Source organism: Bacillus sp. OK048 (assembly GCF_900103525.1).
GTDB lineage: Bacteria > Bacillota > Bacilli > Bacillales > Cytobacillaceae > Neobacillus.
Genome location: NZ_FNHN01000030.1, coordinates 1 through 12,114, shown reverse-complemented (window position 1 = coordinate 12,114; position 12,114 = coordinate 1). Strand labels below are relative to the sequence as shown.

Annotated in this window: 11 protein-coding genes and 1 pseudogene; 1 reads left to right on the top strand and 11 read right to left on the bottom strand. The window is 34.0% G+C overall.

The window, feature by feature from the left end:
* Nucleotides 1-95: 95 nt before the first annotated feature.
* Nucleotides 96-938: pseudogene (locus tag BLR86_RS25295) on the bottom strand (reverse transcriptase domain-containing protein); the annotation flags it as partial.
* 938 nt (nt 939-1,876) lie between these two features.
* Here BLR86_RS25295 and BLR86_RS25290 point away from each other — a divergent pair.
* The gene (locus BLR86_RS25290; RefSeq protein WP_090768513.1) at nt 1,877-3,151 is read left to right on the top strand and encodes an IS110 family RNA-guided transposase; all 1,275 of its coding nucleotides are present in this window, start codon (nt 1,877-1,879) and stop codon (nt 3,149-3,151) included.
* A gap of 550 nt (nt 3,152-3,701) precedes the next feature.
* Here BLR86_RS25290 and BLR86_RS25285 read toward each other — a convergent pair.
* The 10 genes from BLR86_RS25285 to BLR86_RS25240 form a co-directional block, all read right to left on the bottom strand.
* A complete protein-coding gene (locus BLR86_RS25285) occupies nt 3,702-4,334 on the bottom strand; it encodes a hypothetical protein (RefSeq protein ID WP_090768516.1) in 633 nt (210 codons plus the stop codon).
* Between the two features lie 205 nt (nt 4,335-4,539).
* Nucleotides 4,540-4,941 (bottom strand): hypothetical protein, encoded by a 402-nt coding sequence (locus BLR86_RS25280; RefSeq protein ID WP_090768510.1) that lies wholly within the window; start codon nt 4,939-4,941, stop codon nt 4,540-4,542.
* 454 nt (nt 4,942-5,395) lie between these two features.
* The gene (locus BLR86_RS25275; protein ID WP_090768507.1) at nt 5,396-5,602 is read right to left on the bottom strand and encodes a transcription initiation factor TFIIIB; all 207 of its coding nucleotides are present in this window, start codon (nt 5,600-5,602) and stop codon (nt 5,396-5,398) included.
* Nucleotides 5,603-6,157: 555 nt separating this feature from the next.
* Entirely contained in the window at nt 6,158-7,432 is a 1,275-nt protein-coding gene (locus tag BLR86_RS25270; RefSeq protein ID WP_090768504.1) for an IS110 family RNA-guided transposase, read from the bottom strand.
* 184 nt (nt 7,433-7,616) lie between these two features.
* Nucleotides 7,617-8,102 carry a GNAT family N-acetyltransferase gene (locus tag BLR86_RS25265; RefSeq protein WP_090768499.1) on the bottom strand — a complete coding sequence of 162 codons (486 nt, stop codon included), beginning with the start codon at nt 8,100-8,102 and terminating at the stop codon, nt 7,617-7,619.
* A gap of 574 nt (nt 8,103-8,676) precedes the next feature.
* Nucleotides 8,677-8,871, bottom strand: coding sequence for a DUF6980 family protein (locus BLR86_RS25260; protein WP_090768496.1), 195 nt, complete (start codon nt 8,869-8,871; stop codon nt 8,677-8,679).
* Nucleotides 8,872-8,924: 53 nt separating this feature from the next.
* A complete protein-coding gene (locus tag BLR86_RS25255; RefSeq protein ID WP_302847260.1) occupies nt 8,925-9,203 on the bottom strand; it encodes a DJ-1/PfpI family protein in 279 nt (92 codons plus the stop codon).
* Nucleotides 9,204-9,207: 4 nt separating this feature from the next.
* Nucleotides 9,208-9,555, bottom strand: a complete 348-nt coding sequence (locus BLR86_RS25250) for a DJ-1/PfpI family protein (protein ID WP_090768490.1) — start codon at nt 9,553-9,555, stop codon at nt 9,208-9,210.
* 357 nt (nt 9,556-9,912) lie between these two features.
* Entirely contained in the window at nt 9,913-10,497 is a 585-nt protein-coding gene (locus tag BLR86_RS25245; protein WP_090768487.1) for a hypothetical protein, read from the bottom strand.
* Between the two features lie 59 nt (nt 10,498-10,556).
* Nucleotides 10,557-11,243, bottom strand: coding sequence for a PadR family transcriptional regulator (locus BLR86_RS25240; RefSeq protein WP_175493053.1), 687 nt, complete (start codon nt 11,241-11,243; stop codon nt 10,557-10,559).
* Nucleotides 11,244-12,114 lie beyond the last annotated feature (871 nt).

The window sequence follows — 12,114 nt, the reverse complement described above, 5'->3', positions numbered from 1 at the left end:
CCTGTATAGCGATTGCGAGAGGCCTACTCTCATCTTTTGTGCAGCATAACTTCCTTGTGTGCTTACGCACACTTTGGTTGTTTTCGTGGCACACAGTCGTCGGCATACCTTACGATGAAGCATTCTTTCAAATTAGTCTTTTTCATTGGTTGATATTTTCCAGGGTATTTATAATTAAACCTTGTTTTGAAAGTTTCCCATTGGTCACTTACCCACCAATCTAGTTCATTTAGGACAATATTTGATAATAACGGTGATAAAATGCCACCCTGCGGCACGCCTCGTGATGGTATTCCTTCATCTTCAATTTCTGCTTTTAAAAGCTTTGAAATGATTGATAATAATGCTTTATCTTTTATCCCAAATGACCAAATTTGTTTCAGTAGTTTACTATGGTTGACATTATCAAAGAAGCCTTTAATATCAACATCTATACAATGATGGAGCCCTGTTTGGTTGATAAGAAACTCAAATCTAGCTTTGGCATGATGTGTGCTTCTGTTCGGTCTGAATCCGTAGCTATGTTTATGAAATTTTGCTTCGCAAATAGGTTCTAACACTTGTAAAATGCACTGTTGGAGGATTCTATCCCATATAGTTGGAATTCCTAGTGGTCTTACTTTGCCATTCGCTTTTGGTATGAACACACGCCTAACTTTTTGAGGTTCGTACGAACCTATCATTAATCGAACCTTTTCAATCACTTCTTCCACAGATAGATGTTTTACATCCTCGATGGTTAATCTATTTGAACCTGCTGTTTTACTCCCAGTATTTCTTTTGATGTTTCGATAAGCAAGACGTATATTTTCATTCGAACTAATTAGTTTCATTAAATTGTAGAAATTTTGACCATCGACACTTTGAGCATATAAATTATCAAAACACTGTTGCATATCATAATACTCATTGTGCCGCAGTTTCTTTCGTTTTAACAAGTCGGTGACTCCCTTGGGAGTTGAACCTCTTTTAGTCTGACAAGAACCTTATTAACCGATAAAGAACTGTCTTACATGGTTGATTGATTCTTCATTAGTCTAGTGGCTATCCCTCCATGTAGATTAGACATTTCATCGGTACTGTGCCACCACTTTCACTGATACAAAGTAAGTTATGCAATAACTAATATCATTATTGATTTCCTTACTACCGTTTCATTAGGAGTAAGCCTTCCACGTTATCAGCTTACAATGTTGAATTATATCTATTATAGAATAAACTTAGGTGCTTCCTCTAAGCCTGTTAGTATTCATACGCCTGTAACGTATCATGGATTTTCATATTAGCGAGTCTTACTCATCCACATCTAACCTCACAATTTGGTGATATACACATTTCTATGTATTGCAGGTATAGACCCGTACATTCAGAAGTTCGTCAGCTTAACCATTTCTTGTAGGTTTATTCGCATTCTCACCATATTCATTCAACTCAAGCATCATGAATTACACCACTCCATCGAGTAGGATTTCGTCAGCCGAACTGGTACGGTAATTTCTCACGCCTTTTTGCCGAGCTTATAACACTATTATTCTTACTAAATCCAGTGCTATTCGACTAAGAGAGAACCCTTCAGGGCGTTACCCCGTCATTTGATTCTTCGATATAATCCTTCAGTTCCGACAGGAACTGTCTAGCCTTTACCAGAGTAATGTAACCATTCTCAATTTAAGCTAGAAACATTTCGCACCACTATCCTGCTTCGTTAGCTCAATACCAAAAAAGGATCGCCGCAGCAATCCTCGTTCTTCCACTCTTGCACCCCGATAGCATTCCTGTAGATCTTTATTTTTCGACTTTGAAAAAAATAGGGCTCCTCAGTATGATATGAGTATAGACACCACTCTAACTCACAACTTTTAGGAGGAACCCTACTATGAAGTTTAAAATGCAGAACAAACAAAATCAACTAATAGAAAGAATTTCTGTTAAACATCTTGTTGTCGGCGTGGATATTGCACAACAATTTCATGTCGCCAGAGCCGTAAATTTCCGTGGAATTGTGATCGGAGATCCTCTTACATTCAAAAATGATGAAGAAGGATTTACTAGTTTACTTAAATGGATTAAAAATCTTCAAAGATTAAACAACCTATGTGAAGCAATTGTTGGGATGGAACCAACTGGACACTACTGGATCAATCTTTCAAAATGGCTCCTTAAACAAAATATTGAGGTAGTAACGGTGAACCCACATTTAGTAAAGAGGAATAAAGAAAACCGTGATAATACTCAGTCAAAAAGTGATAAAAAAGATGCATTAGTTATAGCTGATATGGTAAAGAACGGCTACTATTCCGAGGTTAGATACACATCAGAATCATTTGAGAAACTAAGGGTCCTAATGTCTAATCGTGATGTAGTAGTTAAGCGACTTGTTAGTTCTATCAATCAGTTAAATCGCTGGGTAGATATTGTCTTTCCAGAACTCCGTCAAGTCTTTAAAGATATTACTGCAAATGGAGCAATCACAACCCTTCGCCTATTTCCAACTCCTATGGAATTGGCCACCAAGCAGCCTCATGAGATTATTTTGGGTTGGAAATCTCTGATGAAGAGGCAACCTGGATTAAAAAAGGCCCAATTACTCCTCCAGGTAGCCAAGAACTCCATCGGTTCAAGACAAGCACTAGATGCTTATAAATTTCATTTGGAGCAATTACTTGAAGAATATGATTTAGCAATAATACAACTCGAAAGAGTTGAAAAGCAAGTTATCGATGTACTGAATAAAATTCCTTATGCTAAAAAGCTGCTTACCATTAAAGGAATTAGTGAAATATCTTTAGCTGGCATATTAGGTGAAGCTGGAGATATTAGTGGATTTTCTCATGGTAATTCGCTACTTCGACATGCAGGATTACACCTAGCTGAAGCAAGTTCTGGTAAGTGGAAAGGACAAATTGTTTTATCAAAACGTGGAAGGTCAAGGCTACGGCGATTCCTTTTCTTAGCTACGATGAGCCTTGTGGTGAACAATCCAGAATTTCAAGCAATTCATACCCATAATGTTAAGGTTAAAAAAATAAAGAAAATGAAATCAATTATGAAATTAGTTGGTAAATTGGCTAGAATTTTTGTAGGAATGGCTCGAAGAAATGAATCCTATAATTCTGAAAAACTTCAAACAATAACACCTATGGCAGCTTAGTGGTAATGGAATTTTAGAATATGACCCGTTTTTATTAAGGACATGGAAAAAGTAATAGTAAACTATACACCTTAGTTATCATACTAATCGAATATTGGCTTATTCGTAGGATTTCAAATATGTACAGAGTACCAGATTACTTAAACAAAAGGGCTCTGACCCATCCCGTTAGCAAAACTGGCCTCCACCCCTTGGATAGGCATAACGAAGGAATGAAAGGGCAAATGACCCGTTGAGACATGGGAGGGAAAGCCTCCAGGGGCGGCGTGGAGCATGTACATGATATGGTAAAATATGGAGTTCATTTATACTCCTCTATTTAACTATGCCTCCACGAAGCTATTAATGGATCTTGCCCCCTTTATTCTATCGTTAAGAAATATCAAGGTACATGAAATCCTGCGAATTAGCGAGTATTCGGGAGAAAATCGTATTAAACTGAGGGAGTTTAAGTATGAATTAATATCAAAAAAGCAATAGTTAAAAAAGGTTGCCTTGTTTAACCTATTCTATAAATATTAATATAACTTCTATGCAAAATGGAAAACACTTAGAGAAATGGACGGTAAACCACAAAATAGACTATGGAAGATACAGCGACAATTGTCATTATATAAATCAATTTATTATTTGCTTTTTTATAAAACCAACAGCCTAATACTATCAGACTCAGGAAATCAAAAATCAATTGAAATAAAAAAGTATGATTATTATACAAATAGATACTTATACCAATTGTTTCCGCAACTAATCCGCTTACTGGTAATGCATACAAAAAGCTGCTCAGCTTATTATCTTTATTCCAGAAGTATAGCACGTAAGCAATAGCACTACATACTACAGCCAAAATATTATAAAGTATAAATAGATTCCATTGAAACCCTTCATCATAAAATCTTGGAACAAAAAAGCCAAGTATATATTTCAAAAAGTAAAAGCTGAAATTCATACCGAATAAGTACAAGAAAACATTAATAGCAGCATTTTTATTTGAAGAACTAACGTATATCACTAATGTTACCGTTAACATCCAGAAGCCAAATAAAGTCGCTATTGAGCTGAAACTCCATAGGTCATCATATGGAAAAAAATCCGTCAACCTTGTTATTATACCCGCCAATAAACCAAGTCCAATCAGAAAAGAGCTGGATTTAAAGCTCCCATCTAATTTCTTCGAACGCACTATCACAAACAATCCCTCTCCATTCAGATTAAATAAATAATCTTAATTTCTAATATATTATTATATTACCATAGAATACTTCCATAGAAATTATGCAGTTTGTTTGACAATGCTTCTTCAACCTGCTTCGTTACTTCAATAATGAAAAGGCGACCCTTCTTTATTGAAGAATCGCACCCGTTACAACAACAAGGAAAGTTCCTTTTTAATGCCTTTCAATACTTATAACATCATCGGATGGAGTAAGTTGTCCCTTTTTCCTTATTGAAAAGTCAGAGCCTTGACGTTTAATTTCAACATATTGAACGACTTTACCTCCGTTAAGGAAAACCAATAGGTATATATCGTCTCTCGTATTGATATTGCTTGGGTCTTTGAAGTCAGTACCCAATTGTTCTTCTATACCTTCTTGTGTACTATAAGGTGAGAAAAGGAATGCTTTATCCCAGTCGAAAGTCGTCAGTGATTTTATACTTATCTCACTTTTATTTTTATCCTCTACAATAGAATAAATAAAATCCTCTAAGTCTGTATTTTGCTGAACATTACTTTGGCTACATCCTACTAACAATAATAAAAGAAGGATGAAAACAGTTATTTTCTTCAAATTCAATCTCCTTTCCCTGAAAGAAATTTAATAAGTTGTTTCAAAGGCATAGCTTATTCTACTAACCTCCCATTAGTAAAAGAAACGACTGTTGAACTCTTGCACTAGTAAGTTAAAAAACGTTCAGTTGAAGTCTGTCACATAATTATTAGGCTTTCAATTTCTTTCGGTACTTACATATCTTTCTTTTTAACACTCTTAAATAAATAGAAAATACCAATTATAAGAACTAATATTACGACTACTGAAATCGCTCCAAATTGTAAAAAAGCCTTAGCTATTGCTGATAAGAAATTCATTTTATCCCAACCCGAAAAATTCTATTATAAGTAAAATTATACTACTAACAACTGATATAAGTTGTAAATTTTTAGTAAACTAACCTGCCACTTTACTTGAAGAAGAAAGGAGCATTACCTTTGTTCAAGTAATGCTCCTGTTACTTGAAGAACATCTAAAGTGTCCCCTTAAATTTCTCTGGCTTTTCTACAAAGCTTTCGATTATAAATCCACATTCAGTACAAATAATGTATTCAACATCATACCCAAAGCTAAACTTATTAGATGGATACATAGCTGCATATCCACTATGTTGTTTACCTTTCCCCAATTCTTTTCCACCACATTTAGGGCATTCTGTTACTTTCGTAGAATGTTTCATTTGTAAACCTCCACTTTCGATATATGTAAAAATTACAATAAAAGCAAATCCTTATGTAATTACCTTTCAATTGATTGAATCGCTATTTTTCTGATGTTCTTAATATAATTACGAATGAACAATAAATTGGTTTCATCTTGTTCAACTCCCTCAGTTTGATACGAATATCTCTTGAATGCTCACTTATTCGCAGGATTTCATAACCTCTATAAATAGAATGACGGGTAATTGGAATGAATTCAGATCATTTGGCTTCGTGAAGGCATAGTTAAATAAAGGAGTTAGCTACCACTCCATATTTTACCATATAATGTACATCTCCACGCCGCCCCTGGAGGCTTTCCCTCCCATGTCTCAACGGGTTAATTGCCCTCTCATTCCTTCGTCATGCCTATCCAAGGGGTGGAGGCCAGTTATGCTAACCTGATGGGTCACAGTGCCCTTTTGTTGAATAAACCTGGTACTCCGTACATATTTGAAATCCTACGAATAAGACAACATTCAAAATTAAAGTCAATTTTTTAATTGGTATATTTATAAACTAATGTTTTATTTCTAAGCAGCTAAAGGGATTAATTCTTGTATTTTATTAGGACAGTAAGACTCGTTTCGTCGTGCTATCCCTACAAAAATCCTTGCTAGTTTACCGATCAGTTTCATTATTGATTTCATTTTCTTTATCTTCTTGACCTTCACATTATGGGAATGTAGGGCTTTAAATTCAGGGTTATTCATCACAAGGCTCATAGTTGCTAAGTAGAGGAAGCGTCGTAGTCTGGACCTTCCACGCTTTGAAATCACAATCTGACCTTTCCATTTGCCTGAACTTGCTTCAGCTAGATGTAATCCCGCATGTCGTAATAGAGAGTTTCCGTGAGAGAATCCACTTAGATCTCCTGACTCACCTAGTATCCCAGCTAATGAAATTTCACTTATCCCTTTAATCGTAAGTAGTTTTTTTGCAAATGGTATTTTATAGAGAACTTCTTTAACTTGTTGTTCAACTCTTTCGAGTTGTTTTACAACGAGGTCATATTCTTCTATTAATTGTTCTAGATGGAATTTATAAGCATCAAGTGCTTGTCCCGTTCCTATAGAAGTTTTTGCTAGACTGATCAGTAATTGAGCTTTTTTAGGTCCTGGTTGTCTTTTCATTAATGACTTCCACCCCCTCTGGACATCTAGTGAATCCATCGAAGATATTTCATTTGGAGTTGGAAACAAACGAAGGGTTGCGATTGCTCCTTTGCACGAAACATCGTTAAACACTTGTCGCAACTCTGGAAAGACAACATCCACCCATCGATTTATTTGATTTATAGACATTACGAGACGTTTAACAATTACATCACGGTTAGACATTAGAACTCTAAGTTTCTCAAATGATTCTGAAGATGGACGAATAAAGGAGTAGTAGCCGTTTTTGACCATATCTGCGATAACGAGTGCATCTTTTTTATCACTTTTTGATTGCGTATTATCACGATTCTCTTTATTCCTTTTTACTAAGTGGGGATTGACTGTTACTACCTCAATGTTTTGGTTATATAACCATTTTGACAGGTTAATCCAGTAATGGCCTGTAGGTTCCATACCTACTATTGCTGCATCTAGGTTTTTTAATCTTTTTAAATCATGAATCCAGTTTAATAGATTAACGAACCCCTCTTCATTATTTTCAAATGTAATAGGGTCTCCGACTACAATTCCGCGGAAGTTAACTGCTCTTGCAACGTGTAGTTGTTGAGCAATATCAACACCCACAATAAGATGTGTATCGGAAATTCTTTCAATTAGTTGATTTTGTTTGTCTTGCATTTTAAAATTCATAGTAGGGCTTCCTCCTTAAGACTCTGAGTTAGATTGGACTCTATACTCGTATCTTACTGAGGGGCTCTATTTTTTTCAAACCTGATATTTAACGATCTACAGGAATGCTAACCTGCACCGTTATTTCAATAAAAAAAGAGTTGCCTTAGCAACCCACGAGCTTCAACTAAAGCTCACCGAAAGTTTATGTATTTTGCAACCATAAATTCATTATAAACTGTTCACCAATAGGACCAATTTTTCTCTTACCTGTATCTTCAAAACCTACTTTTAAGTACAGTCGCTGTGCAGGAAGATTTTTATGGTTTACAACTAAAACGACTTCATCACAGTTAGGAAATTCAAATTTAACAAAATCGCTTAGCAAGAGCATACCTTGTTTAGCATAACTTTTTCCTTGCTTCTCATGATTAACAGATAAAGCAGTTAACAACATAGCTTTCGGATTATCTGAATACTCCTTTACTCGTTCAGTTGAATGCAATAAAAAGAAACCTACTGGTTCATTCTCACTTAAAATAACAATCCGATGTTGTCCTTCTGTCGCTTCTAAGATTTTGTTTGGTAATGCAGTGAACTGCACTTGTTCTTCAGGAAGTTCAAAAGAATTTAATACATCTAAATATTCATTCGAAAAATGTTTTAATTCAACGCATTCAACTTTTTCCATAGACGTTGATACTCCTTTGTTTTTTATCATATTACTTCAAGAACATACATTCGACATTATTTTTATTAAACTATCTCTTTAGTTGAGAATCACGTTCAACAATAGGGCCATTATATATAGTATCAACAACAAAACATAGATATGGAGCACTCTTTATCATTGTTTATATGTAGCCATAGAATAGGAGTTTAAGGACTTGACTTGTAGCCTCTGTGGGTATGATTTGTCTTAAAAGGCTGAAGCTAAAGTTTCATCAGGCAAACGAGCCTATCATACCTGATTACAGCCACAAGAAGGTACCACCTCTGCCATGTTTTTTCCAGCAGTTGACCCCAATTTTACCAGCTGCTGTCAAAGGGTTACCAATAGAAAAACATCAAGAATTTTGAAGTAAAAAAGCCTATTCCTCCTTATTTTATTCCGGGAACTAGACTGATGTTCTTCCACAACACGCCCGATTGTGGAATATCATTTCTATTGCATAGTATCGTTGTACTGTGCAGCAATGACTTGGTATTTTTATTTATGATCTTAAACATAAGCCCCCGTTAGTGAAAGAAGAAAGTATCCAAAATTATAGTTTCCCACCACACCACGGACAAAAATCTATTCCGATACTTGACGTTCCACCATCATGAATTATTAAACCATAGTCCTTATCCTTTTCATCTAATATGATTATTTTGTCGGGACATTCAAAAGGGTTTTCATGTATATCACACTTGAAATTTGCATGATAAGCCATATCCTCACAACAATGTTTTTTCATAATTTCATTTCTCCTTATTTAGCTAAAGCACCCTATAGTTTAAGTATAAACCTTCACAAATTCTTCTCAAATTCAATTGTTGTAGCTGTTCTTTCCGCTGTTGATTTTCCTAAAATTCTCTCTACAAGATATAGTGCCATATTTATGCCTGACGAAACACCACCAGAAGTTATGAGGTTACTATCTTGTATGACTTTGCTTTCTGATACCACTCGAATGTCGGGAAAACTTTCTTGTAGCATTTTCAATGCTACATGATGAGTCGTTGCCCTTTTTCCATTTAACAAACCTGTTTCACCTAAAATAATTGCTCCTGTACAAACTGAGCATATGTATTCATATATTTTTATGTTTAATTATCCATTCTTGAACTTTTTTATTCTTAACCATAGATTGTACAGCCCTTACAGGTCCACCAGGAATAATCAAGATATCTAATTCAGGGTGATTATCAATCCTATAATCAGGCACTACTATTATTCCTGAATGAGTTTTAATTTGCATTCCATTTTCCGTTATTGTGAATACTTCAAATGGTCTCGTCGGTAACAATTCTTTTTTGTAAAGGGTTAAAGATTGTTCAGCCTTACTATTCGAAGTTAATGACAAAACTTCTGCTGGTCCAGAAAAGTCTAAAATATCAACATAATCATAAAGGAAAATTCCTACTTTTCTCTTTTTCATTTTTTATCTCCCCCAAGGTAAAATAGACTTATTCGTTACATTTAATTACTAATTAGAGACAATTTATATAATTCCTCTTATTCAACTAATCTGCCAGTTACTTCAATAAAAAAAAGGACCGCAGTTGGTACCATCGTTCTTAAACTCTTGCTACCCGTTAATTTAAGTATAATCCTTCACAAACTTCTTCATATAGTTTTCGTTCGGATGTGTCAGCACAGCCGAATCGTTTAAATACACATTGTTTTCCTTTTAAATGATGGCTCTGTTAATTTTAATGTTGACAATTACGTAAAAATTACAGGAAACCTTAATAAATGGGGTTTCCTCTGTTCATGTTCAACTAACACAACAATTTTATTTAGCTGTATTTATTCTACTAAAGACAACTCTTCCTAAAACCATACAAAGAGTCATAATAACAATAGTTATAATATATCCAAGTCTCCAGCTTTCTGGGCAATTGATAAGCATGTAGATGATTAGACTAACTATCAGTAAACCAATTATAAAGAAAGGTATTCTCAATTTAGGTTTGTATTGTTGGACTAATACCATATCACTTGAAAGGAAAATGTTGCTGATTACCATATAAGTGGCAGCTTCTACCAAATGGAATAAGGCAAAGGAAAATAAAAAATAGAATAATAATGTGTTCTGAAAATCCGTTAACAGTAAAATAATAGATATTGGAATACCAAATATTAGATTAACTACTATTCCACCAATCCCAACATTATAGATTTGTTTAAGACTCAACGTTTTAGCCTTATCTTCGTCCACAGGTCTTGGTGTAGAAAAAAATAAATAAAATGGTACATGGACTTTGAAAGGATTTTCTTTACATTTGTATTTAGCAAACATTATCCCATGACCAACCTCATGTAGCCATATTACTGAATATAATGCAATGTATCCAATTAAAAAATATATTAATACCATTTATTAATAACTCCCATTCTCATAATTTACTCATTGCAAATATTATATTTCTCCTATAATTAATTAACTTCATCTAATATATCTGCAAAATACTTTAAAAAGACATCTTCAACTTCAGTAAAAGGAATAGCAGCGGTATACTGTAATTCAGCATTTTTAGTGCTCTGTGTCAGATAATATTCATCTTTTTCCCAAAGATATTTACATGATTCAACTAACTTTATTGTCTCTTCACACCATTTAATATATTGGATTTCTTGTTCAATTCCACGCTTAAGAACTGCTGATGCAGTTAAAATTCTTGCTTTCATAACATTTCTCTCTTTAATACTTCCTAACCTCTCTTTTATTATTTCCTTCATCTTTTCTAATCGCTGCTGGCGATCTTTTTTATACATTTTTAGTTTAAGTAGAACTTCGTCAGCTGGGATATTGTCCAGAAAAAATGTTTGCATCAGAAAAGAATCTTTTATTTTAGGTGTTTCGTGTGGCTCAAGTAACCATTTGAACAACTCTTCACTTCCAATTTCAGTAATTGAATAAACCTTTTTATCTGGTTTCCCAACCTGTGGAACAAGCTTGCTGCTAATTAATTTTTCGTTTTCAAGCTTATTTAATTCAGGATAGATTTGCGAGAGATGAGTATGCCAGAAAATACTCATGACATTATCAAATTCTTTTTTTATATCATATCCACTAGCTTCCCATTTGCTTAATAATCCAAGTATGCCATAACGTAAAGACACTCTAATCATCCTTTCAAATTTCTAAATAGCATCCCCAACATTTGTATTTTTAAAATATTTTACGAAAAACACTGTCTTTACACTAAGTAACAATTGTCTTGACAACCTTCCCCAACTCTTAAGAGTTAGATATAGTTTATCTTAAAAATACTTATATGTAAACTTTTATATATAAACATTTATATATAATCTGTTCAATAAAGTACCTCACCAAATAGATGAGGAGGTCTACCAAACTAATAATAATGAATACGACTACCTATTTTTGCATTAAGGGGAGAATCTCATAAAAAAATACACCCTCTTTGGTGTATTTAAAAAAGGCTCTAATTGTACTAACCTGCTTCGTTAGCATAATAAGGAATTCACCAAAAAGGGAGTTAATGCAAGAAGAATCCCTGTATGGCAACATAAAAAACAAATAAGGAACTTTTTTTTAAGTTGCTCTTTTATTTGATTCTTTCTTCTAAAAAATCTTTAAATGTATTTGCTTCTTCTTCATTATTATTTCTATTTTTTATAGGTTTTTTTTAATTGAATTACTCCGACCGCTAACACACAAAGGCTCAAAGGAATAAATAGAATGACAAAAGTTGTTTGTTTAATCATATCCGAACCAAATAAAATTAAAAGAAAGATTGTTAATATGGTGGTGTAATTAAAAAGTTTATTGATATTTATCACCTTCCCTAAAATCTTACATAAGTCTAATTAATCATATCATTTTTAACATTTTTTTGTGTAAAACTCACAATTCCTTGTTGTGCTAAACTGCCACGTTACTTCAATAAGAAAAATGCGTCTCCACTTATTGTAGAAACGCACCCGTTAACGGAACTAAAACGGCAGGCTTTGAAAAAGCGAAATGGTT